The sequence below is a fragment of the Nocardioides sp. NPDC087217 genome (genome assembly GCF_044744805.1).
Classification (GTDB): domain Bacteria; phylum Actinomycetota; class Actinomycetes; order Propionibacteriales; family Nocardioidaceae; genus Nocardioides.
Window position 1 is genome coordinate 66,217 of the sequence record NZ_JBIUZB010000008.1, and the last position, 21,630, is coordinate 87,846.

Sequence of the window (21,630 nt, forward strand, 5' to 3'; positions counted from 1 at the left end):
GCTCCGCCTCCGCTAGGAGGCGGGGTCGGCGCAGAAGGCGATCAGCTCGCCGCGGGCCTTGCCCTGCTCGATCAGCTGGCCGACGTCGAGCGGGACGTGCTTCAGCTCGCCGAGCGGGGAGCGGATGATGGCGCTCTGCCGGCGCCACGGCGCGATCGTCGGAGGAGCCACGCAGTGGTGCTGCTCGAGCATCGCGGCGAGCTCGGGCTGCTCCCTCTTCGCCAGCGACCGGGGCTCGGACGGCGTGGTGACGGCAACCAGACAGAAGGCCGCCAGCGCGGTCAGCGCGCATACCTTCATGGCGACGACGACCAGCGTCAGATGTCGCGGAGTGTCCGAGTGCACGTCCTTCACAACGACGGATGGGGCCGACGGTGACGGCTGCGCCGGGCGATATGACGAATGTCCCACCCGGACACCGGGAGCAGACCAGGACCAGAGTCGCTAGTGTCGCGTCATGCCTTCGCGTACGTCTTCCTGGTTCTCCTCGCCCGCCGAGGCCGTCACCCGTATGGGAGACGCCGGCTACCTCGCGGACGACTCGACCGCGCTGACGACCTACCTCGCGGGGGCGCTGGAGAAGCCGGTGCTCGTCGAAGGACCGGCCGGTGTGGGCAAGACCGAGCTGGCCAAGGCGATCACCCGCGCGACCGGGGCCGAGCTGGTCAGGCTGCAGTGCTACGAGGGCCTGGACGAGGCCCGGGCGCTGTACGAGTGGAACTACAAGAAGCAGCTGCTCCGCATCCAGGCCGCCAACGACGGCCAGGCGTGGGAGGAGACCCACGATGACATCTTCTCCGAAGAGTTCCTGCTGACCCGGCCGCTGCTGACCGCGATCCGCCGTGAGGAGCCGACGGTGCTGCTCATCGACGAGGTCGACAAGACCGACGTCGAGGTCGAGGGGCTGCTGCTCGAGGTGCTCTCCGACTTCCAGGTGACCATCCCCGAGCTCGGCACGATGGCCTCGACCCGCCGTCCGCTGGTCGTGCTCACCTCCAACGCCACCCGCGAGCTCTCCGAGGCTCTCAAGCGACGCTGCCTCTACCTCCACCTCGACTACCCCGACGCCGACCGGGAGCGCGAGATCGTGCTCTCCCAGGTGCCCGGTCTCGACGGCAAGGTGGCGCGTCAGCTCGTCTCCGTGGTCGGCCGGCTGCGCGAGCTGGAGCTCAAGAAGTCGCCCTCGATCGCCGAGTCGGTCGACTGGGCGCGCACCCTGATCGCGCTGGAGATCACCGACCTCTCCGACAAAGCCGTCTCCGACACCCTCGGTGTCGTCCTCAAGCACTCCTCCGACGTCGACCGTGCCGTCCGAGAGCTGCGGTTGAAGAGGTGACTCTTCTCGACCGGCACATCGAGTTCCTCGAAGCGCTTCGGGGAGCCGGGCTGCCGGTGTCGCTCTCCGAAGGCCTCGACGCGGTCACCGCCCTCGGCCTGATCGGCTGGAACGACCGGACCCAGGTCAAGGAGGCGTACGCCGCGACTCTGGTCAAGCGCGCCAACCAGCGAGCCACCTTCGACGGGCTCTTCGAGCTCTACTTTCCGCGGATGGTCGGCTCAGGGATGGACGCTGAGGCCGAGGCTGCCGGGGTGGCGAAGGACGGGCCCGAGGCGCTCTCCGAGTTCACCTCGCGGCTGAGCGAGGCGCTGGAGGCCGACGACGTCGAGATGCTCCGTCAGCTGGCCGCCGAGGCGGTGGCGCGCTTCGGCGCGATGCCCGGTCGCGGCCCCGGGCTGAGCTCGTGGTCGTCCTACACCGCGCTACGCCGCCTCTCCACCGACGAGCTCACCTCGCGGCTCATCGAGGGACTCCAGCAGGGCGGCTGGACCGAGGAGGAGGCGGCGCGCGTCGGGACCCGGCGCGTGGATCGGTTCAGCGGGCTCGTCGAGGCCGACGCCCGCCGCCGGATCGCGGAGGAGAAGGGCCCCGAGCAGATCGCCAAGATCGCGGTACGCCCCACCATCGAGAAGCTCGACTTCCTGCACGCGCGCCGGGCCGACCTGGAGGCGCTCCGACGCGAGATCTACCCGCTGGCGCGCCGGCTGGCGACCCGGCTCACCCAGGAGCATCACGCGCGCCGGCGAGGATCGGTGGATCTGCGGCGTACGCTCCGGTCCTCGATGTCCACCGGCGGCGTCCCCGTCGACCTGCGCTTCAGGCCCAAGCGGCCGCACCGCACCGAGCTGGTGATCCTGTGCGACGTGTCGGGCTCGGTGTCCAACTTCGCGACCTTCACGCTGATGCTCGTCTTCGCGCTGCGCGAGCAGTTCGGGAAGGTGCGGGCGTTCACCTTCGTCGACGAGATCCACGAGGTCACGTCCTACTTCAAGCCCGGCGCCGACCTGGTCGACACGATGACCGAGCTGACGAAGGCGACCGAGCACGCGGCCCGGATGGGGCGCACCAACTACGGCCGGGCGTTCTCCCTGTTCCAGGAGCGTCACGCAGACGCGCTCAACCCCAAGTCGTCGCTGCTGATCCTCGGCGACGCCCGGTCCAACTACTCCGACCTCGCCGTCGACTCGCTGCGCGCGATGGCCGAGGCGAGCAGGCACGCCCACTGGCTCAACCCCGAGGTCCGTACGCAGTGGGACACCGGTGACTCCGAGGCGACGCGCTACGGCTCGATCATCGAGATGCGGGAGTGCCGCAACCTCACCCAGCTCTCCGAGTTCGTCCACGACCTGGCCTGAGGCCGGGCGGGCTCACTGCAGCTTGAGGTCGAGCCCGTAGACGATCCGGTCGGCGACGCCGACGGAGTCGGTCACGCACACGACCCGGTCGTCGGCGAGGAACCGGCGCCGGTCGGAGAGGACCGGGGTGCCGTCGGGGATCTGCAGGTCGAAGGTCTCCTGCGGCGTCGGCATCCGCGACTCGATGTCCATCGCCACCGTGGTGACCTTCACGCCGACCGTGGCCAGCAGGTCCTTGATCGGCGGCTGCGGCCACTCGTCGGAGGGGGTGGCCAGCGGGGTGTCGATGACCAGCGGATAGGGAATGTAGGCCGTGGTGCGGTATTCGGCGGTGTCGTCACCGCTGATGTAGAAGGTGAAGGTGGTGCTGAGCAGCTCGCTCCGGGGATCGATCTCGAAGGCCGCTCCCAGTTTCTCGCCGGCCGCGATCACCTCGTAGCTGTGCTCGACCGCGAGGCCGTCGTCCGGGCCGCGCGGAGGCTGGTTGTAGGCCGCGTCCGGCTTCGCCGGGTGGCTCCGGTCGGTGATCAGCATGCTCATCAGGTCGTAGCGGGTCTTGGTGGCGTCGCGTACGAAGACACCACGGCCCTGCTCGCTGGTGATCAGGCCTTCGTTGCGCAGCACCGCCAGACCTCGCCGGATCGTGGCGCGGTCGTAGGGGAAGGTGTCCATCAGCTCGGGCTCGGTCGGTAGACGCTCGCCGGGCTGGTAGGTGCCGTCGTCGATCTGGGCCCGCAGATAGTCGGCCACGTGGAGGTATTTCGGCAGGCCGCGCGGACGGGGGTTACTCATGGGAGAACACGTTACTGAGGCGTACAGATCCCGAATAGCCGCATAGCCCCACCCTTTCCGCCTTGACCCGTTGCAATGAGTGGACATATGGTCGAACGCGTCTCGGGGCGTTGGGCGGCACGGCCCAGCTGTGACACCGGCGTCTCGAGGCACTCAACGACGAGAACCATCGACATTCCTTGGGGGGAATTCGTGTTCGTAGACGACAGACTCAGCATGGGGCCCAGCGAGAGGCCGCCGGTCCTGTCCAAGGACCCGCTGGTCTACCGGACCGACCGTGGGAGCTTCTGGCACCTTCGCTCGGGCAAGAGGAGCAACGGGTACGTCATGACCGTGTGTGGCCGGCGGCTGGGGACGTGGCACGTGCTGCCGCCACGCAGGCTCAGCAAGGTCGCGCCCAACCAGGTCTGCGTCGGGTGCCTGCGCAAGACGCCGATCGGTGAGGTGAAGCGCCCGAGCGGGTCAGGCGACCTCGAGCAGGCTGAGGTCGGTGAGCCACTCGACCGGCGCGACGTCATCGGTGTAGACCGTCCCGCCCCGGATGCCCGGCTCGAGCCGGGCGGCGGAGTCGGTGAGGGTGTCGGCGAGGTCGGCGGGCTGCGACTCGGCGGTGGCGGTGAGGTTGGCGGCCGGATCGGCTTCCGGATCGACGGTCGCGATCAGGTGGGTGTTGGTCGGGCCGGAGTCCGACCGCCACACGGCCTCGCCGAACGAGGTTCGCAGCGTTGCGGTGAGGACCTTCTCCAGCGCTGTCGAGCCCTCCGGGTGGGCTGAGTTCACGACGAGCACCCCGCCCGGGTTCAGGTGGGACTTCGCCAGCGCGAAGAACTCCTTCGTGGTCAGGTAGAACGGGATGTAGGGCTGGTGGTAGGCGTCGACCATGATCGCGTCGTACTTCCGGGTCTGCTTCTGCAGCCACGGGCGGGCGTCGGCGGTGTGGAGGTGGAGGTTCGGCTGGTCCTCGAGGTCGAAGAGCTTCTGGCCGACCTCGGTGATGTCCTCGTCGATCTCGACGGCGTCCACCCGGGTCTCGGGGGCGAAGTGACCGAACTGGCGCGCGGTCGTCCCGGCGGCCGAGCCCAGGATCGCCACCGACTTCGGGGCCTCCGCGCCGGCGTACGACAGCGAGAGCATCTCGTCCCAGTAGGCGCCGGTGAGCCACTCGCCCTTGTTGTAGACGGAGTGCACAGCGTGGCCCTCGTTGAGCTCGAGGTAGCGGCTGCCGTCGTCGTACTCGACCACGCGGGCGTACTGGTATTCCGTCTCCTTCTCCCAGATCACCTCGCCGCCGTTGCTGGTCAGCGTCTTGATCGAACCGGTCGGCAGGGCGATCAGGGCGAGGATCACCGCCGGCACGACCGCGGCCGGCAGTCGGCGCTTGACCAGGTGCGGGATCGCGCAGATCGCCATCAGGAGAGCGAAGATCAGGAACGTACGCCGCGTCCCGACGACCGGAATGAGGAGCAGCGAGGCGGCGAAGGTGCCGACCAGGGAGCCGACCGTCGAGATCGCGTAGAGGCGCCCGGCCGCGTGGCCGGCATCCTCGACGGCTTCGACGGTCAGCCGGACGGCGTAGGGGCTGACGATGCCGAGCAGGAAGAGCGGGATCGCGAGCAGCACGCCGACCCCGACCAGCGAGCCGGCGAACGTCGCGATGCTGAGCTGGTCGACCGCCTTGACCGCGAGCGGGAGGAACGGGTCGGCGATGAACGGCACCGCGGCCAGCAGGGCGGCGGCCACCAGCACGATCTTGGCCAAGCCGGAGGGGTGCGGGTTCCGGTCGGCGATCCGGCCGCCGACGGAGTAGCCGATCGCGAGCGCCACCAGCACCGTGGCGATCGTGTTGGCCCATACGATGGTCGAGTCGCCGAACCACGGAGCGAGCAGCCGAGCCGCGGCCATCTCAGACCCCAAGGTGCCGGCACCGACGGTGAAGACGAGAAGCTCAAGCGCACGCGCACGCAGTTTCATGGAGGTGAACCTATCCGGCTGCTCCAACGTCTGCACACGAGGCCGGTTCTGGCCCGCGTCGGGCCTTGATCCGGTCGAGCACCGCGGGCTGTCCGAGGAGAATGCCGCCGAGCACCAACGCCATCCCGAGCCCGCTGATCGGGGTGAGGTGTTCGCCCGCGAAGGCGAGTCCGATGAGGATCCCGGCGACCGGGTTGAGCAGGCCGACCAGCGACACCGCGGCGGCGGGAAGACGCCGGGCGCCGCGGAACCAGACCGCGTAGGCGACGACGGTGCCGACGATGCCGATGTAGGCGTAACCGCCGATCGCGGGCAGGTCGATCGGCGGGGGCGGGCCTTCGAGGAGGAGGGCCACCGGGGCGAGCGCGAGGCCACCCAGGACGAGCTGCCAGGCGGTGAAGGTGAGCAGTCCGACCGGCGGCTGCCAGACCTTGACGAGGATGAAGCCGGTGGAGAAGACGGCGACCGAGGCGAAGGCGGCCAGGACGCCGATCAGGTCGAGGCTCGCGCCGCCACGGAGCACCAGCAGGGCCACGCCGATGGCGCCGACGACGCCGGCCGCGAGCGATCCGGCCCGCGGCCGCTCTCCGGCGAAGGCCCAGGCCAGCAGCATCACCACGATCGGCGAGACCGCGGTCAGGGTGGCGGCGAGGCCGCCGGGAAGCCGGTAGGCGGCGACGAAGACGAGGGCGAAGAACGCCCCGAAGTTGAGCAGCCCGAGTGCTGCCGTACGCCACCACCAGGAGCCGTGGAGCAGGCCCGGCCGGAGCGCCAGGAGCAGCAGGCCGAAGGGAAGGGCCCGGACCACGGCGCCGAACAGCGGCCGGTCCGGCGGCAGGAACGTCGCGGTGACGAAGTAGCCCGACCCCCATGCCACCGGGGCGATCGCGGTCAGCGCGAGGGTTACGAATCTACTTTCCATGGAAGGAATAATGTCTTCCTCGTCAGATATATTCCACTGTCATGGCAGACCACGTCTCGACCGTGATGGCACAGTGGGAGCAGGAGCGCCCCGACCTCGACGTCGCCCCGCAGGCCGTCATCGCCCGGATGCACCGCCTCGCGCTGCGTCTCACCGACGAGCTCGTCAGCGTCTATGCCCAGCACGGACTGGGCGAGGGCGAGTTCGACGTCCTGGCGACGCTGAGACGGCAAGGCGCTCCGTACGCCCTGACTCCGAAGGAGCTCGGCGAGCAGACGATGGTCTCCTCGGGGGCGGTCACCAAGCGGGTCGACCGCTGCCTGGCTCAGGGCTGGGTCAGCCGGGACCGCCGGGACGAGGACGGTCGTGGGCGCCGGGTCGCGCTGACCGAGCGTGGGCGCGAGCTGATCGACGCGGCCTTCACCGACCACATCGCCAACGAGCACCGCCTGCTCGCCGTCTTCACCGCGGCCGAGCGGCGGTCGCTCGCCCGGCTGCTCGAGAAGTGGGCCGAGCAGACTGGGGCTTGAGGTTGCCCCAAGGGGAAGCACCAATCTGCTTCCACCGGTGACCTTCACCGGGGAGGATGGTGAACATGAGCGAGCGTCAGCGAGCGACCACAAGTCTCAGGCGACCGCTCTCGTATGTTGGCGCTTGCGCCACGGGAGCGGTCGCATGAGCGGGCTGGAAGGGCTGGTGAACATCGGCGACTTCGCCCGGGTGACCGGGCTGACGCCGAAGGCGCTGAGGCTGTACGACGACCTCGGTCTGCTGCTTCCTGCCGAGGTCGACGCGGTCTCCGGCTACCGTCGCTACGGGCCTGACCAGGTGGAACGCGCACGTCTGGTGGCTGCGCTGCGCCTGGTCGGGATGCCGCTGGCCCGGATCCGGGAGGTCGTCGACATGCCCGCCGCGCTCGCGGCGGTCGAGGTCGAGACCTACTGGCGCCAGGTCGAGGCCGACACGTCCACACGTCGCAGAATGGTCTCCGTCCTCGTCCACCGATTGAGGAGCGAGGCACGTCAGATGACTACTTCAACCGAGACCCTGAACGTCGAGTTCGGCGTCAGCTGCGAGACCGGAAGCCGGTCGAGCCAACAGGACGCCGTCCTGGTCACCCCCGAGCTTTTCGCCGTCGCCGACGGCACTGGTGAGCGCGACGATCTCGCCGGGGCGGCCCTGACGGCGTACGCCGCCGGCGGGCTGCGGTCGGCCATCCAGGAGGTGTTCGCGGAGGTGCCGAAGTCGGGCACCACCCTGACCGCCGTCGATCTGCACGGCTCGACCGCGCGGATCACCCACATCGGCGATGCCCGGGTCTTTCTGGTGCGGGACGGAGACGTACGCCAGGTGACCCACGACCACACGGTCGTCGCCGCCATGGTCGAGGCCGGCCAGCTGACCGCCGACGAGGCTCGCTCCCACGAGCACCGGGCGCTGCTCAACCGCGCTTTGGTTCCCGGCGTCGTCGCCGACGAGATCTCGCTCGAGCTGCTGCCCGGTGACCGGCTGGTGCTGACCACCGACGGCGTCCACTCCTATGTGGACGACCTGACTCCGCTGATCACCGCCGAGGCCGGCCCGCAGGCGATCGCCGACGCTGTGGCCGCCGCTGTCGTCGCCGCCGGAGAGCCGGACAACCACACCATCGTGGTCGCCGACCTGACCTGACTTCTCAGGTTCTCCCTGCACTTCTCTGGCAATGCAACGCCTGAGAAGTGCAGGGATACCCGGTTAACCGGGTATCCCGACCCCCGGGGCGCCCGCTCAGAACCAGCGCGACCACCAGCGCCGCCGCGCCGCCGGCGCCTCGTCCAGCTCGGCGGAAGCGGCGGCGAACGAGTCGCGCAAGGCAGGGTAGACGAGCTCGATCTCGGGGTGCTCGACGAGCGTCTGGGCGATCCGGCGGGTGAGCCGCTTGCCGACTGTGGCGATGTGGCGTACGACGGCGTCGACCTCGTCGTCGGTGAGCTGTTGCGGGTGGAAGGGCTTCGGCGGCTTCTCCCGCAGCAGCTCCCGCATGGGCTCGAGGGAGTCGATGTCGTACCTCAGCGCCAGAGCGTGCAGCTCGTCGTCGGCGATCTTCCGGAGCCGCTCGTGGTCGGCGGGAGGCACCAGCGTGTAGGTCGTCGGTCCGAGGGGGCAGGACTGCAGGTGGACGTCGAGGCGCTCCTGCAGCTGCGGCCCGAGCGGAAGGACGTTGAGCGCACGCTTGATCTCGAGCGCGTGCAGCGAGTAGGAGAGGTTGATCTGCCTCAAGGACATGTCGCCGAGCTCGGCGGTGTCGATGGCGGCGGTGTCGAGCAGGTCGGTGAGCAGGCTGCCGCCGACGAAGAGCTCGGGCAGGTAGGGCCGGAGGACGAGCCGGGAGCGCACCGCTTCGGAGCCGAGCGCGCTGTAGAGGTGCTGGTGACCCAGCCAGCCGCCGTACGCATCAGGCGCTGCCACGAACGGCTCGACGTGCCCGAGCCGCTTGACCCGCTGGTTGTAGTCGGACTCCAGGAAGGCGAGGGGATCGCGGACGTACAGGACGAACCGGGCCTGCGGCGGCAGCAGCTCGGCGATCCCGGGCAGCTCGGGGAGGAACGCCTCGGAGGAGAGCAGCAGCGTGTGGCATCCGCTGGCCTCGAACTGCTCGAGCGTCCTGGCGACCTCGTCGGGCGAGGCCACGAAGAGGTGGCCCGAGCGCTCCATGAGCGAGCCGGCGTTGCCGGCGCTGATGCCGTTCCTGTCGATGGTGTGCTGTGGGTAGAAGATGCCGGCCTTCGCGAGCTTCTCCGTGTTGGCATGGAAGAACGCCTGGACCGCGGACGTGCCCGTCTTGGGGAGGCCGGCATGGACGACGATGGACTTCACAAGGACCGATCAGGTAGGCGTCAGAGTGCCCTCCGCGATCGACTGGCCGTGTCCGAGGACAGGCGCGGTCGGGGATGGTGCCGAGGGCGACCTACACCGTATCGATTCACGTCATCGAGGCAAGCCCAGCAGCTCAGCCGAGGTATCCCAGACTGCGGATCCGCCCGATCTCGTCACGGAGCTCGCCGTGGGCGGCGTTGTCCGCAGCCCGCCCGCCGGCGATGTAGTGGCTCTCCTCTGCCGTGGTGCCGTCGTAGACGACCGTGAACCGGTGTCCGACACCCGCGTTGATGAGCCCGCCGAGGAGCGCGACCGGGTCGGAGCGGTCCTCCAGCGACAGCACCCGCGTGGTCTCCGGCACCCGCGGCGCTGCCGCGCCAGGAGCACCCACGGTGACCACCTGGTCCACGACGTACGCACCCCCGGCTGCCGCCGCGATCGCGGCCGCCGCGGTGCCTCCGGCCGCGGCGCCGACGAGCATCACGTGGGAGTCGGCCTCGACCGCGTCCTCGATGGTCCTCGACGCGGTGGCGATGTAGTCGGAGAGGTCACCGGAGACGAGCCGTAGGCGCCGGCTGCCGGCGTACGGACCCGGCAGATAGGCGATGTAGCGGCCCGGCGCCGTCTTCTGGACCGCGACACCGGTCTCGGTGGCCTCGAGGGTGCGGATCAGCTCCTCGATGCTGGCCGGGGTGGCGGCGGTGACGTCGCCGGCCGCGGTGTCCTCTTCTGTGGAGGCCAGCGCGCCACCGATGTCGCGCAGTGCGTGCCCGGCGTCGGTCGCGAACGCGTCGATCCCGGCGGCGCGCAGAGCGCCCGCAGTGGCCGCCCCGGCGTCGTCCCCACGCGGGAAGCCGGCGGTGAGCAGCGAGCGCAGCTCGAGCGACTCGAGAAGCCCGCCTCCGGTGGCGATGTGGTCCATCAGCTCGGGATGACCCTGGGCGAGCTCGCCGAGATAGGCGGTGACGCCCTCACGGTCGAGCGCATCGGTCTCGATCAGGCCGGCGGACAGCAGCGACCCACCGAGCTCGACCTCGGGGGCGAGGTAGTCGAGCGCGTTGGCCGCGATGGCGCCCAGCTTGCTGCGGGCAGCGGTCTGGAGCTCGTCAATCCAGCGGTAGGTCTGTACGGTTGCCCGCACCGAGAGCGCGTCGGCCTCGAGCGCCTGGCCCAGTCCGAGGACGCCACCCTTCTCGGAGGTCGCGGCCCGGATCTCCTCCTCGGCCGGCTCCCAGGTCTTCGCGGAGAGCCCGGCGGAGGAGGTGACGTCGTCGTCGGCCAGGATCGCAGTCCCGAGCTCGGCCCACTCGCGCAGCTGCGCGCCGGCATCGCCGATGGAGCCGGCCAGGCCGAGGATCTGCTCGTACTTGTCCTCCGGGCCCGCGGGCGGCGGCACCGAGTCGGGGGCGCCGTCCGGGAGCGGTCCCAGGCGGTTGATCGGATCGTTGGACGAAGAGCTCATCGAGCCACCTCCGCGAGAACAGGGGCAAGGTCTGCGGCGAGCTCGGACGGCTCCACACTGGTGATCAGCAGGGTCAGCTCTCCATCGAGCGACACCGTACGCATCGAACGCCAGCCGTCGTTGACCAGCGTCCAGGAGACCGTGCCGATCAGCGGGTTCTCCGGGTCGGCGGTGGTCGCGACGATGGCGCGCAGCCGGCCGTGGGCCTCGTTGGACAGCGCCTCGAGGGCCCGCGAGACGACCACGTCGCCCTCGGTCAGCACCGGCACCAGGTCGCCGCGCCCGGTGCGCAGCGCCTCGAAGACAGCGTCCGCGGTCGCGAACGGGACCTCCAGCTGCTCGGGCACGGCCGAGGCCAGCAGGGCGGTGTCACTCGGCAGCGTCGCGGTGCGGCCGAGCTCGGTCGACCAGGCCGCCGAGGGATACCAGGAGAGCTCGAAGACGAGCCCGTCCACAGTGGCCAGTGAGGCGGCTGCCTCACCCTTCTGCCGGTGCCAGGCGCGGCCACGGAGGCCGTCGACGACGACATCGAGGTCGATGACCACCTCCGGCGTCGCCAGCAGCCCCAACGCACCGGCGATCCCGGCGTCGAGGGTCCCGTCGGCATCGAGGAGATCGCGGCGCTGCAGCGAGGTACTGCCCTCGCCGAAGCCGGCGACGGCGCGGGCCAGGGCCTCGGCCTCGGCTGCTGAGCGGGTCTGCCCCAAGCGGGCGTCGAGACCGTCATCACGGTGCGTCGCGACCTCGAACGGGAGCGGGGCCCCGATGGTCTCGCAGGCATGGGTCAGCTCGGGCAGCGTCAGGCCGACGCGGCGGGGCACACCCGCCCACGGCTCTGTCGGCGCCGCCGGAGCGGGGCCCAGGTCGATCGTGGTCATCGGAAGGTGACCTCCAGCCAGTCCTTGTGGCCCGGCTCAGGGGCCTCGAATCCGTCGAGCTTGTCCTCGGCGAGCAGCGCCTCGGCGCGTGCCTCTGCCTCGGCGATCTGCTCCTTGAACAGGTCGACCTGATTGAGGTGCTTGGCCAGGGCGTCGGCTGCCCGATCATGCTTCTCGGCCGAGCTCCGCAGCGCGGTGGCACGCTCCTTCATCCGCCCACGGAGGGACTCGGCAGCCCGGCCGTGCCAAGGCACCGCCTCGGCCTGCACCACCAGCTTGTCGGCACTCGCGCGGATGTCGCCCGCCTGCTCTCGCAGACTGCTCACCCGACGACGGATCACGTCGCTGTCGCCGTACATATCCCTCCTCGGACAGGTCTCTGTGATGGTCCTACCCCGCTGGAGCGGTTCTAAACGTAAAATCGTGAACTTTCTCAAATTCACCCCGAACGCGCTATCGCAGAACGGTGGAGAGGCGGTCGAGGCCCTGTTCGATCTCGGCGGCGGAGCCGGCGAAGGAGAGACGTACGAAGCGGTGTCCGTCGACCGGGTCGAAGTCGACGCCGGGAGCCATCGCGACGCCCGTGCGGTCGAGGATCTGGTGGCACCAGGCCATGGTGTCGTCGGTCCAGCGGCTGACGTCGGCGTAGACGTAGAAGGCGCCGTCGGCCGGGGCCATCTCGGTGACACCGAGGGAGCGGAGGCCGTCGAGGAGCACCCCGCGGTTGGTCGCGTAGCGGGTCACGTGACCGTCGAGCTCGGCGTACGCGTCCGGGGTGAACGCCGCCACCGCGGCATGCTGGGCGAGGGTCGGCGGGCAGATGGTGAAGTTGCCGACCAGGACGTCGATCGCGCGCCGCAGGTGGGCGGGCGCGAGCAGCCAGCCGATGCGCCAGCCCGTCATCGAGAAGTACTTCGAGAACGAGCCGAACACGACCGCGTCGCGCGAGGTCTCCCAGGCGCTGCGGCCCCGGCTGCCGTCCCCGCCGTAGGTCAGCCCGTGGTAGATCTCGTCCGAGATCAGCTGGATCCCGGCCTCCTCGCAGTAGCGAGCCAGCGCGGCCAGCTCCTCGGGCAGCAGCATCGTGCCAGTCGGGTTGGCCGGACTGGCCACCACGAGCCCCTTCAGGCCGACGCGCTCGTGCAGCTCCCGCACCTGCTCCACGGTCGGCTGGAAGCGCTCGGCCGCACCGGTCGGGATCTCCACGACCTCGCACCCGAGTGCCGCGAGCACGTTGCGGTAGCAGGGATAGGACGGCCGGGCCATCGCCACCCGGTCCCCGGTGTCGAACGCCGCCAGGAACGACGCCAGGAAGCCGCCGCTCGCGCCGGTGGTCACGACGACGTCCTCGGGGGAGACGTCGATCCCGTGCCACGCCCGATGGTGCCCCGCGATCGCCTGGCGCAGCTCGAGGATCCCGGTCGCCGGCGTATAGCCCAGCGAGTCACCGCTCTGCAGCAGCCGCACCGCCTCGGCGCTGACCGCCTGCGGCGCTCCTGTGGAGGGCTGCCCCGAGGTGAGCGAGATGAGATCGCCGTACGTCCGCTGCCGCTGTGCCGCCCGCTCGAGCATGTCCATCACGTGAAAAGGAGGCACGTTCGCGCGTTGGGCGACAGTCAGACGGTCCATGGGAGCAAACATTAGGATGCAGGTCCAGAGGTCGGAGGGGGGCCCGGCACACATGAGTTTCGACGTCCACCAGTTCGACCTGTTCGTGCTGATCGGCTCGCTGGTCACGCTCCTGGCGATCCTCGCGGTGCGGATGTCGACGAAGGCGGGGCTCCCGTCGCTGCTGATCTACCTGCTGATGGGCGTCCTGCTCGGTGAGTCGGTGCTCGGGATCCGGTTCGACGACGCCGCGCTCGCGCACGCTGTCGGCTTCGGAGCGCTGGCGCTGATCCTGGCCGAAGGTGGTCTGACGACGTCGTGGAAGGACGTACGTCCCGCCTTCGGACTCGGGCTGATGCTGGCCACGGTCGGGGTGGTGATCTCGATCGGGATCGTCGCGGTGGGTGCGCACTACCTGCTCGGGCTCTCCTGGCAGCTGGCGTTCCTGCTGGGGGCGGTGACCTCGCCGACCGACGCGGCGGCGGTGTTCTCGGTGCTGCGGGTGGTGCCGCTGCCCAAGAGGCTGACCGGTGTCCTCGAGGCGGAGTCGGGGCTCAACGACGCCCCCACCGTGGTGATCGTGACGCTGATCGCCAGCGGGGCGATCGCTGAGCACCATCCGGTCGTCGTGGCCGGGATCGTGGTCGGCGAGCTGCTGCTGGGCATCGTGGTCGGCCTGCTCGTCGGGTTCGGTGGAGCGTGGCTTATGCGGAGGGCCGCGCTGCCCTCCGCCGGTCTCTATCCGCTGGCGGTGATGACGCTGGCCTTCCTGGCCTACGGCGGAGCGGCGTGGCTGCACGGGTCCGGCTTCGCGGCGATCTACGTGGCCGCACTCCTGCTCGGCAACTCCGAGCTTCCCCACCGCGGCGCCACCCGGTCCTTCGCCGAGGGGGTCGCCTGGCTGGCCCAGATCGGGCTCTTCGTGATGCTCGGGCTGCTGTTGTCCCCGGGACGTATCGACCTCCAGACGATCGGCCTCGCGCTCGCCGCCGGCCTGATCCTGACCTTCATCGCCCGGCCCACATCCGTGCTGGTCAGCACGGTGGTCTCCCGGATGACGTGGCGGGAGACCGTGTTCGTCTCCTGGGCCGGGTTGCGTGGCGCGGTGCCGGTCGTGCTCACCACCATCCCCCTGGCCGCGGGTGTCGAGGGCGCCGAGGACCTCTTCGACCTGGTCTTCGTGATGGTCGTCGTCTACACGCTGCTGACCGGCCCGACGCTGCCGTGGGTCGCCCGCGTGCTCGGGGTCGCTCGCCCCAACGACCCGCGCTCGCTCGACCTTGACGTCGCGCCGCTGGAGCAGATCGCGGCGGACCTGATCCAGCTCCGGGTCCCGCCCGAGTCGCGCCTGCACGGCGTCGAGGTCAGCGAGCTCCGGCTGCCCATGGGGTCGTCGGTGTCGCTGCTGATCCGCGACGGACGGACCCTGGTTCCGGAGGAGACCACGGTCCTCCGCGCCCGTGACGTCGTCCTGGTCGTCGTGCCCCGCCACCAGCGTGAGCTCGCGGAACGGCGCCTCGAGATGGTCAGCCGGAAGGGCCGGCTCGCGGGCTGGCTGCGCTGAGCGGAGGCGTACGCCTTATTCGACCGGAGGGCTGCAGATCGTGGCGTCGACCTTGGCGGTGACGGTCTTGTCGCCGCCGGTGACCTTGGGGAAATTTTCGCCGGTGACGACCACGATGCCCGGGATGTCGGACTTCTTCTCGACGATCTTCGCGTCGCCGAGCCAGCTCGCGACGAGCGCGGCTGAGGGAGCGTTCTTGTCGGGCGTCCACACCTCGACGGTCTTCAGCTTCGTGCCGCTGGGCGCATTGCCGGTGGATCCCTTGACGAAGCCCGCGTCGACGAGGTCCGTCATCGCCCGGGTGGCGAGCCCGGCGCGCGTGCTCGCGTTGAGCACGGTCACGACCACCTGCGACGGGTAGACCTCGGAGCCCTTCTTGACCGGCGCGTCCACGCACGGTCCGACATCGACCTTCTGCGGGAAGGGTGCGGTCATCGCGTTCCATCCCCAGGCGCCGGCCAGAGCCACCGCGGCCGCGAGCACGGCGAGGATGATGAACGTACGAAGTCCCGTGAGGGCCGAATCGAGCATGACGCCGAGCCTAACCGCTCGGAACGCCCTAACCGAGGCTGTGCACGCGGGCGTGCAGGACGTTGCGCTGCTGGAGCGCCGCGCGGAGGGCCCGGTGGAGCCCGTCCTCGAGATAGAGCTCGCCGTTCCACTCCACGACATGGGCGAAGAGGTCGCCGAAGAACGTCGAGTCCTCGTTGAGCAGAGCCACCAGCTGGAGGGTGTCCTTCGTGGTCACCAGCTCGTCGAGGCGGACCGTCCGAGGAGGCAGCGCAGCCCACCCCTTGGTCGTCAGACCATGGTCAGGGTAGGGGCGAGAATCGCCGACACGCTTGAAGATCACCCTCGTGACTGTATCGCCCCCCGACCAAATCCCAACATAGAGTCCTGGTCATGACGGATGCTGCTGCTCTCTCAGAAGCGGTCGGGCCCGGCTACCAATTCGAGGGTTCCGCCCTCGAGCTCGGGGGCCTGATGGCGGACGCTGAGACGTTGTTGGAGACGCCGATTCGCATTCCCCTGGGGATGCTGAACCGGCATGGGCTCGTCGCCGGGGCGACCGGCACGGGCAAGACGAAGACCCTGCAGCTGCTCGCCGAGCAGCTCTCCGCAGCCGGGGTCCCGGTGTTCGCAGCGGATATCAAGGGCGACCTCTCCGGTCTGTCCGCGCCGGGCGAGTCCAGCGAGAAGCTGACCGCACGGGCGGCATCCGTCGGGCAGGCGTGGCAGGCGCGCGGGTTCCCGGTCGAGTTCTTCGCGCTCGGCGGCGAGGGCACCGGCATCCCGGTCCGGGTCACGGTCGACGCCTTCGGCCCGACGCTCCTCTCCAAGGTCCTCGATCTCAACGAGACCCAGGAGTCCTCGCTCGGTCTCGTCTTCCACTACGCCGAGAAGGCCGGACTGAAGCTGGTCGGCCTCGACGACCTGCGGGCGGTGCTGCAGTGGCTGGTCTCCGACGAGGGCAAGGCCGATCTCAAGGGCCTGGGCGGCCTCTCGTCGGCGACGACAGGGGTGATCCTGCGTACGCTCATCGCCTTCGCCGACCAGGGCGCGGACGAGTTCTTCGGTGAGCCGGCCTTCGCGGTCACGGATTTCGTACGCAACGACGGGGACGCCGGCATCATCTCGCTGTTGGAGCTGCCCAACCTGCAGGACCGGCCGGCGATCTTCTCGACCTTCCTGATGTGGCTGCTCGCCGAGCTCTTCCGGGCGCTGCCCGAGGTCGGTGACGTCGACAAGCCCAAGCTGGTCTTCTTCTTCGACGAGGCGCACCTGCTCTTCAACGACGCCTCCGACGCGTTCCTCGACCAGATCACCAACACGGTCCGGCTGATCCGCTCCAAGGGTGTCGGGGTCTTCTTCGTCACCCAGAAGCCGACCGACGTCCCCGACGACGTGCTCGGCCAGCTCGGCTCGCGCATCCAGCACCAGCTGCGGGTCGCCACGCCCAACGACGCCAAGGCCCTCAAGGCCAGCGTCAACACCTACCCGACCTCCTCCTACGACGACCTCGGCGCGGTCATCCAGACGCTCGGCATCGGCGAGGCGATCGTGACCGTCATGAACGAGCGCGGCGCGCCGACGCCGGTCGCCTGGACGCGGCTGCGCGCCCCCGAGTCGCTGATGGCTCCTGCGGACGCCGCCGCGATGGAAGCCGCCGTCGCGGCGTCGCCGCTGGCGGCGAAGTACACCGCGTCCGTCGAGGTCGAGTCCGCCGTCGACCAGCTCAAGGCGAAGACGGATGCGGCAGCGGCCGCACGCGCGGCTGAGGCGGAGGAGAAGGCGGCCAAGAAGACTGCCCCGAAGAAGTCCTCCGGGTCCCGATCGCGGTCGCGTGACGACGACGACTCGATGATCGAGACGGTGGTGAAGTCGACCGCCTTCAAGCAGGCCGCGCGCACCGCCGCGAGGGAGCTCGTCAGGGGAATCTTCAAGCGCCGCTGAGGCTCCTCGGTATCTGATTGGCTCGAGCATGGGCAGACTCCTTATCGTCTGCTCATGCCCGACCTTCTCCTCCGGAACGTGCGTATCGTTCCGCTCTCACCCCAGGCGACCGTGCCTGCCGGGGTGGTTGACGTTCTCGTCGCCGACGGTGTCGTGTCGGCGGTCGGAGAAGGCCTGTCCCGACCGGAGGGTGTCGAGGCGTACGACGCCGGTGGGCGCTGGCTCGTGCCGGGTCTGTGGGACGCCCACACCCATCTCGGCCAGTGGACGCTGAAGGCCAGCAGGCTGGACCTGCACGGCACCCGTTCGCCTGCCGAGGCGCTGGCGCGGGTCGCCGCGGCCGCGCGCGAGGTCGGGCCGGGTGAGGCGATCGTCGGGATGGGGCACTCGGCCGGCACCTGGGACCGCTGGGGCACGGTCTCCGAGCTCGACTCGGTCACCGGTGGCATTCCCGCGATCCTGGTCAACCACGACTTCCATCACGCCTGGCTGAACACCGCCGCTCTCGACGCCGTGGACCTACCGCGCCGGGAGGACATGGTGCAGGAGACCGAGTGGTACGAGACGTACCCGCGGGTCGCGGAGCTCTTCGAGTCCAACGGGAGCACGCCGGCGGCCTTCCGTCGGATGCTGACCCGGACGGCCGCGCTCGGGGTGGTCGGGATGACCGACTTCGAGGTCGGCATCCGGCTCGACGACTGGCGCTCGCGGTGGACGGCCGGCTGCGACCTGCTGCGGATCCGGGTCGCGACGTACGCCGACCAGCTCGACGAGGCCATCGCCGAGGGGCTGCGTACGGGGGACCGGCTGCTCCCCGGCGAGGACCGGCTGGCGATGGGACCGCTCAAGATCATCAGCGACGGCTCGCTGGGCACGCGGACGGCGTGGTGCTGCGACCCGTACGCCGACGACCCCGACAGCTGCGGAGCGCCGAACCAGTCGCTGGACGAGCTGCAGGGACTCCTGGGGAAGGCGCACGCTGCCGGTCTCGAGGTGGCCACGCACGCGATCGGTGACCGGGCGGTGTCGGAGGCACTGGCGGCGTACGCGACGACGGGAGCGCGCGGAAGCATCGAGCACGCTCAGCTCGTACGTCGCGAGGATCTGCCGCTGATGGCTCGGCTCGGGATCACCGCATCGGTGCAGCCGGCGCACATCCTCGACGACCGCGAGATGACCGAGGACGTCTGGCCGGGGCGGGAGGACCGCTGCTTCGCGACCCGCTGGATGCTCGACGAAGGAGTGCGGGTTGCGCTCGGGTCGGATGCTCCGGTCGCGCCGCTCGATCCGTGGCTGGCCATCGCGGCCGCCGTCGGTCGCTCGCGGGACGGCAAGGAGCCGTGGCACCCGGAGCAGGCGCTCACCGTCCAGGAGGCGTTGGCGGCGTCGGTCGACGGTCAGCCCACGGTCGCTCCCGGGTCACGCGGCGACCTGGCCGTGCTCGACATCGACCCGCTCCGGGCCTCGGTCGGGGATCTCGCCGCGATCGCTCACGGTGGGGTCGTGCTGACCACGGTCGGCGGCCGGATCGTCCACCGCAGCTCCTAGCCGCACGCCCGGAAATGAGCGAAGGCCCGGCCGTCGTCGGCCAGGCCTTGCGCAACGGGATCTTCGATCCCCCGTTCAGCTGCTGGTCACGCGGACCAGCGCACCGAGTCGTCGACGAAGTCGGCGAACACGTGAACACCGCGCAGGTCCTGGCGCTCGTCCATGAGCTTCGTCAGGGCACTGGCGTGACGGAACTTGAGGCTGTGCTGCTTCGCAGCACCGTTGGCCTCAGGCTGGGTGGCGGTGAGTGTTTCCATCGAGGTCCCCCCTACAACGGATAGATGGTGTGCATCGTGATTTGTCCTGCTCATCAAGCATCCCGCCCGCACGTCGCAAGCAGGTTGTTTGAACGTTACAAGTCGGTTTCGGTAAAAGAAATGGCTGGCGATGCCTGTCGCGGTATCTGCCGAGCGATAGGGCCGAATCTCGCTAGACAAAGGGGACGGACGGTCAGTCGGCGGTGGATCTGAGCGTGTCGACGGCCTGGCGGGCCTGCTCGAGGAGCCGCAGCGCGGCGCTCGCGTCGGGAAGGTTCGGCTCCGGCGACCAGAGCTGGTCGGCATCGCTGATCGGATCGGCGCCGTCGATGATCGGGTCGAGGTCGGTCACCAGCGCTCCCTTCGACGGGTCGCCGGCGAGCGAGGCGCGGATCGCCTCGCCGTCGATCGGGGCCGCCGAGGCGATCAGGGTGGCATTGCCGAACCTCGCTCCCGCGAGCGCGGATCCCTGCACGATCATCGCGACATGCCCGAAGACCGTACGCAACGTCGCGAGCTCACGACGGGTGAAGAGCAGCTCGGGGCCGGCGACGGAGTTCAGCACGAGCCGACCCTCCTCGCGCAGCGCGTCGCGTGCCGCGGTCATGCACTCGAGCGAGGTGAACGCCGGCGGAATCCGGTTGCCGACGAAGATGTCGATGACGATGGCATCGTGCTCCGAACCCGGGTGAGCCTCGAGCCATGAGCGTGCCTCGGCGGTCGCCATGGTGATCCCCGGCGGAAGCGGGAACCGTGTCCTGGTCAGCTCGACCAGCGCGGGCTCGATCTCCACGACCGTCTGCGTGGTCGCGGGCCATCGGTGGGCGACCGCACGGGGAAGGGCGAGCAGCGCCCCACCCAGGTGGGCCACGCTGCGGGGTGCCTGTGCCCCGAGCGCAGCTAGCATCCACCGGATCGAGGCGAGCTTCGGCGGCTGCGCCGGGTCCTCCCCGAGGTGGGACTGAGCGACGCCGTCGATCTGGATCGCCCAGCCGTCCTCCTTGCGTACGAGATCGGCGGTGCTGCCGTCCGAGAAGACGATGCGCTCGAGGCTCGCTGATGGCCCGGAGGGTGTTGACATACGTCGATCCTGCCAGACACCATCGCGCCCGAGCCGGGACATTCCGGTAGCCTTCTGGCGTTGTTGGTCAGCGCCGAAAAATACTCGGACATCGGGCGTGAGGGAGTTCTTGCGGTGGAGATATGGGAGGTCGCCGAAAATGACGACCGGATCGAGGGTCTCACCGCCGACGGAAAGCCGGATCCGGCCTACGCTGCCTCGCTCGGTCTGAAGGACGCGCCACTGGGCCGCCGTGCGGTCGCGGCCGCCGTCGACATCGTCTGCTACCTGCTCCTGCAGGTCCCCTACCTGGTCTTCACGCTCCCGCTGCTGCTGAAGCTCGCCCAGGGCAAGTTCGGTTTCGCCCGGTTCCTGAGCCACCCCGACTTCATGCTGGCGGCGATCGCGGGCGGCGCCACCGTGCTGCTGAGCCTGATCTTCGTCATCGTCCAGATCGTCTTCCACGGCCGCCGCGGGGTCACGCTGGGCAAGTCCGTCGCCGGAATCCGCTCGATCAACGTCAAGACGCTCGAGCGGCCGGGCGTCGGCCGCGCCTTCCTCCGCGCGCTGGTGCTCTGGGGCTCCGGGATCATCCCGATCGCGCCGATCGTCTTCCTCGCCTCGCCGCTGTTCGACAAGGAGAAGCGGAGCCGGGGCTGGCACGACAAGGTCGCCGAGACCTGGATGGTCGACGTACGCGAGGGCCTCGACCCCTACGACGAGAAGCGGATGCGCATCGCCCGCAAGACGGTCGCGGCCGCGCCCGTCGCGCAGCGGAAGTCGCTGCCCTCACTCACCACCCCCAGCGACGACGACTCCGGCAGCTACCGGCCCTCGGGGCGGGTCAGCGCCGGCGTGCTCGGCGTCTCCCGCCCGAAGCCGAGGCACGACGAGGCGGGCGCCTCTCCTGGTGGCGCGCTCGCGACCCCGCCGTCGGGCCCCGTGGCCCCGAAGCCGGTGACCCCGACGATCCCGCCCTCGCGCGCGGTGACCCCCAACCAGAGCCAGGCGGTGCCCCCGCCGCCTCCGACGCCGACCCCCACGCCGTACCCGACTCCGGCTCCGACTCCGACGCCGGCTCCGACGCCTCACCCGACCCCCACGCCGTACCCGACCCCGGCTCCGACGCCGCACGTGACCCCGGCTCCGACGCCGCACCCGACCCCTCAGCCCACGTCCGGCGGTCAGCCTCCGCGCGAGCGGGGCATCATGCTCAAGGTCGACTCCGGCGAGCGGATCCCGGTGACCGGCCTGGTGCTCGTCGGCCGCGACCCGGCTCTGACGGAGAACACGCTGGGCGCGCGCACGGTCTCGATCATCGACGTGTCGGTCTCGAAGACCCACCTCTCGCTGCGCCCCAGTGGTGACGGCGTCGAGGTCACCGACCGCGGCTCGACCAACGGCACCGTGGTGATCCACGAGGGTGCCACCCGACGGCTGAACGCGTGGGAGCCGGTGCTGGCACCGGTCGGCGCGATGATCCGGTTCGGCGACCGCTCGGCCCTGGTGCGTCGCGGGTGACCGCCGCCCCACCGGCGGCATCTGGCTGCATTGACTTTTGGCA

Annotated in this window: 21 protein-coding genes; 8 read left to right on the forward strand and 13 right to left on the reverse strand. The window is 70.0% G+C overall.

What is annotated here, in order from left to right:
* Nucleotides 1–12: 12 nt before the first annotated feature.
* A complete protein-coding gene (locus ACIO3S_RS26270) occupies nt 13–345 on the reverse strand; it encodes a hypothetical protein (RefSeq protein ID WP_400468948.1) in 333 nt (110 codons plus the stop codon).
* A gap of 112 nt (nt 346–457) precedes the next feature.
* Here ACIO3S_RS26270 and ACIO3S_RS26275 point away from each other — a divergent pair, with 112 nt between their 5' ends.
* Together ACIO3S_RS26275 and ACIO3S_RS26280 are read left to right on the forward strand one after the other, a co-directional pair.
* Nucleotides 458–1,336, forward strand: coding sequence for an AAA family ATPase (locus ACIO3S_RS26275; protein ID WP_400468950.1), 879 nt, complete (start codon nt 458–460; stop codon nt 1,334–1,336).
* Nucleotides 1,333–2,694 (forward strand): VWA domain-containing protein, encoded by a 1,362-nt coding sequence (locus ACIO3S_RS26280; RefSeq protein ID WP_400468952.1) that lies wholly within the window; start codon nt 1,333–1,335, stop codon nt 2,692–2,694. The genes ACIO3S_RS26275 and ACIO3S_RS26280 overlap by 4 nt, the downstream gene beginning before the upstream one ends.
* A gap of 12 nt (nt 2,695–2,706) precedes the next feature.
* On the opposite strand, the gene ACIO3S_RS26285 is transcribed toward ACIO3S_RS26280, so the two are convergent.
* The 3 genes from ACIO3S_RS26285 to ACIO3S_RS26295 all read right to left on the reverse strand — a co-directional run bounded on the left by ACIO3S_RS26285 (nt 2,707) and on the right by ACIO3S_RS26295 (nt 6,379).
* Entirely contained in the window at nt 2,707–3,486 is a 780-nt protein-coding gene (locus ACIO3S_RS26285) for a GntR family transcriptional regulator (protein ID WP_400468954.1), read from the reverse strand.
* A gap of 462 nt (nt 3,487–3,948) precedes the next feature.
* On the reverse strand, nt 3,949–5,457 hold the full coding sequence (locus ACIO3S_RS26290; protein ID WP_350843398.1) for a fused MFS/spermidine synthase: 1,509 nt from the start codon (nt 5,455–5,457) through the stop codon (nt 3,949–3,951).
* Between the two features lie 10 nt (nt 5,458–5,467).
* A complete protein-coding gene (locus ACIO3S_RS26295) occupies nt 5,468–6,379 on the reverse strand; it encodes a DMT family transporter (protein WP_400468957.1) in 912 nt (303 codons plus the stop codon).
* 41 nt (nt 6,380–6,420) lie between these two features.
* Here ACIO3S_RS26295 and ACIO3S_RS26300 point away from each other — a divergent pair, with 41 nt between their 5' ends.
* Nucleotides 6,421–6,909, forward strand: coding sequence for a MarR family winged helix-turn-helix transcriptional regulator (locus tag ACIO3S_RS26300; RefSeq protein WP_400468959.1), 489 nt, complete (start codon nt 6,421–6,423; stop codon nt 6,907–6,909).
* A gap of 145 nt (nt 6,910–7,054) precedes the next feature.
* Complete coding sequence (locus ACIO3S_RS26305; RefSeq protein WP_400468961.1) at nt 7,055–8,050, forward strand: MerR family transcriptional regulator; 996 nt, start codon at nt 7,055–7,057, stop codon at nt 8,048–8,050.
* A gap of 96 nt (nt 8,051–8,146) precedes the next feature.
* On the opposite strand, the gene ACIO3S_RS26310 is transcribed toward ACIO3S_RS26305, so the two are convergent.
* The 5 genes from ACIO3S_RS26310 to ACIO3S_RS26330 form a co-directional block, all read right to left on the reverse strand.
* Nucleotides 8,147–9,235, reverse strand: a complete 1,089-nt coding sequence (locus ACIO3S_RS26310; protein WP_400468963.1) for a hypothetical protein — start codon at nt 9,233–9,235, stop codon at nt 8,147–8,149.
* Between the two features lie 133 nt (nt 9,236–9,368).
* Nucleotides 9,369–10,697: a hypothetical protein gene (locus ACIO3S_RS26315; RefSeq protein ID WP_400468965.1), complete on the reverse strand. Its 1,329-nt coding sequence runs from the start codon at nt 10,695–10,697 to the stop codon at nt 9,369–9,371.
* Nucleotides 10,694–11,575, reverse strand: coding sequence for a hypothetical protein (locus ACIO3S_RS26320; RefSeq protein ID WP_350719234.1), 882 nt, complete (start codon nt 11,573–11,575; stop codon nt 10,694–10,696). Before ACIO3S_RS26320 ends, ACIO3S_RS26315 begins: the two co-directional genes overlap by 4 nt.
* Complete coding sequence (locus tag ACIO3S_RS26325; RefSeq protein WP_160025825.1) at nt 11,572–11,934, reverse strand: hypothetical protein; 363 nt, start codon at nt 11,932–11,934, stop codon at nt 11,572–11,574. The genes ACIO3S_RS26320 and ACIO3S_RS26325 overlap by 4 nt, the downstream gene beginning before the upstream one ends.
* 94 nt (nt 11,935–12,028) lie before the next feature.
* Nucleotides 12,029–13,204 (reverse strand): pyridoxal phosphate-dependent aminotransferase, encoded by a 1,176-nt coding sequence (locus ACIO3S_RS26330; RefSeq protein ID WP_400468967.1) that lies wholly within the window; start codon nt 13,202–13,204, stop codon nt 12,029–12,031.
* 52 nt (nt 13,205–13,256) lie between these two features.
* On the opposite strand from ACIO3S_RS26330, the gene ACIO3S_RS26335 reads away from it, so the two are divergent.
* A complete protein-coding gene (locus ACIO3S_RS26335) occupies nt 13,257–14,747 on the forward strand; it encodes a potassium/proton antiporter (RefSeq protein WP_400468969.1) in 1,491 nt (496 codons plus the stop codon).
* 15 nt (nt 14,748–14,762) lie between these two features.
* Here the strand turns inward: ACIO3S_RS26335 and ACIO3S_RS26340 are convergent, their stop codons facing one another.
* The gene (locus tag ACIO3S_RS26340) at nt 14,763–15,278 is read right to left on the reverse strand and encodes a LytR C-terminal domain-containing protein (RefSeq protein WP_400468971.1); all 516 of its coding nucleotides are present in this window, start codon (nt 15,276–15,278) and stop codon (nt 14,763–14,765) included.
* Nucleotides 15,279–15,306: 28 nt separating this feature from the next.
* Complete coding sequence (locus ACIO3S_RS26345) at nt 15,307–15,600, reverse strand: type II toxin-antitoxin system VapB family antitoxin (protein WP_045551249.1); 294 nt, start codon at nt 15,598–15,600, stop codon at nt 15,307–15,309.
* A gap of 50 nt (nt 15,601–15,650) precedes the next feature.
* Between ACIO3S_RS26345 and ACIO3S_RS26350 the strand changes: the two genes are divergently transcribed.
* Nucleotides 15,651–17,201 carry a helicase HerA-like domain-containing protein gene (locus ACIO3S_RS26350; RefSeq protein ID WP_400468973.1) on the forward strand — a complete coding sequence of 517 codons (1,551 nt, stop codon included), beginning with the start codon at nt 15,651–15,653 and terminating at the stop codon, nt 17,199–17,201.
* A gap of 54 nt (nt 17,202–17,255) precedes the next feature.
* On the forward strand, nt 17,256–18,749 hold the full coding sequence (locus ACIO3S_RS26355) for an amidohydrolase (protein WP_400468975.1): 1,494 nt from the start codon (nt 17,256–17,258) through the stop codon (nt 18,747–18,749).
* An 86-nt stretch (nt 18,750–18,835) separates the two neighbouring features.
* On the opposite strand, the gene ACIO3S_RS26360 is transcribed toward ACIO3S_RS26355, so the two are convergent.
* Together ACIO3S_RS26360 and ACIO3S_RS26365 are read right to left on the reverse strand one after the other, a co-directional pair.
* Entirely contained in the window at nt 18,836–19,006 is a 171-nt protein-coding gene (locus ACIO3S_RS26360) for a hypothetical protein (RefSeq protein WP_201451161.1), read from the reverse strand.
* A gap of 193 nt (nt 19,007–19,199) precedes the next feature.
* Nucleotides 19,200–20,087 (reverse strand): spermidine synthase, encoded by an 888-nt coding sequence (locus tag ACIO3S_RS26365; protein ID WP_400468977.1) that lies wholly within the window; start codon nt 20,085–20,087, stop codon nt 19,200–19,202.
* A gap of 114 nt (nt 20,088–20,201) precedes the next feature.
* Here ACIO3S_RS26365 and ACIO3S_RS26370 point away from each other — a divergent pair, with 114 nt between their 5' ends.
* Complete coding sequence (locus ACIO3S_RS26370) at nt 20,202–21,587, forward strand: RDD family protein (protein ID WP_400468979.1); 1,386 nt, start codon at nt 20,202–20,204, stop codon at nt 21,585–21,587.
* Nucleotides 21,588–21,630 lie beyond the last annotated feature (43 nt).

Coding starts and splice junctions, on each gene's coding strand:
- ACIO3S_RS26365 (WP_400468977.1), bottom strand. CDS start 20,087: ATGTCAACACCCTCCGGGCCATCAGCGAGCCTCGAGCGCATCGTCTTC.
- ACIO3S_RS26295 (WP_400468957.1), bottom strand. CDS start 6,379: ATGGAAAGTAGATTCGTAACCCTCGCGCTGACCGCGATCGCCCCGGTG.
- ACIO3S_RS26350 (WP_400468973.1), top strand. CDS start 15,651: ATGACGGATGCTGCTGCTCTCTCAGAAGCGGTCGGGCCCGGCTACCAA.
- ACIO3S_RS26320 (WP_350719234.1), bottom strand. CDS start 11,575: ATGACCACGATCGACCTGGGCCCCGCTCCGGCGGCGCCGACAGAGCCG.
- ACIO3S_RS26330 (WP_400468967.1), bottom strand. CDS start 13,204: ATGGACCGTCTGACTGTCGCCCAACGCGCGAACGTGCCTCCTTTTCAC.
- ACIO3S_RS26275 (WP_400468950.1), top strand. CDS start 458: ATGCCTTCGCGTACGTCTTCCTGGTTCTCCTCGCCCGCCGAGGCCGTC.
- ACIO3S_RS26300 (WP_400468959.1), top strand. CDS start 6,421: ATGGCAGACCACGTCTCGACCGTGATGGCACAGTGGGAGCAGGAGCGC.
- ACIO3S_RS26305 (WP_400468961.1), top strand. CDS start 7,055: ATGAGCGGGCTGGAAGGGCTGGTGAACATCGGCGACTTCGCCCGGGTG.
- ACIO3S_RS26315 (WP_400468965.1), bottom strand. CDS start 10,697: ATGAGCTCTTCGTCCAACGATCCGATCAACCGCCTGGGACCGCTCCCG.
- ACIO3S_RS26285 (WP_400468954.1), bottom strand. CDS start 3,486: ATGAGTAACCCCCGTCCGCGCGGCCTGCCGAAATACCTCCACGTGGCC.
- ACIO3S_RS26325 (WP_160025825.1), bottom strand. CDS start 11,934: ATGTACGGCGACAGCGACGTGATCCGTCGTCGGGTGAGCAGTCTGCGA.
- ACIO3S_RS26360 (WP_201451161.1), bottom strand. CDS start 19,006: ATGGAAACACTCACCGCCACCCAGCCTGAGGCCAACGGTGCTGCGAAG.
- ACIO3S_RS26340 (WP_400468971.1), bottom strand. CDS start 15,278: ATGCTCGATTCGGCCCTCACGGGACTTCGTACGTTCATCATCCTCGCC.
- ACIO3S_RS26355 (WP_400468975.1), top strand. CDS start 17,256: ATGCCCGACCTTCTCCTCCGGAACGTGCGTATCGTTCCGCTCTCACCC.
- ACIO3S_RS26290 (WP_350843398.1), bottom strand. CDS start 5,457: ATGAAACTGCGTGCGCGTGCGCTTGAGCTTCTCGTCTTCACCGTCGGT.
- ACIO3S_RS26335 (WP_400468969.1), top strand. CDS start 13,257: ATGAGTTTCGACGTCCACCAGTTCGACCTGTTCGTGCTGATCGGCTCG.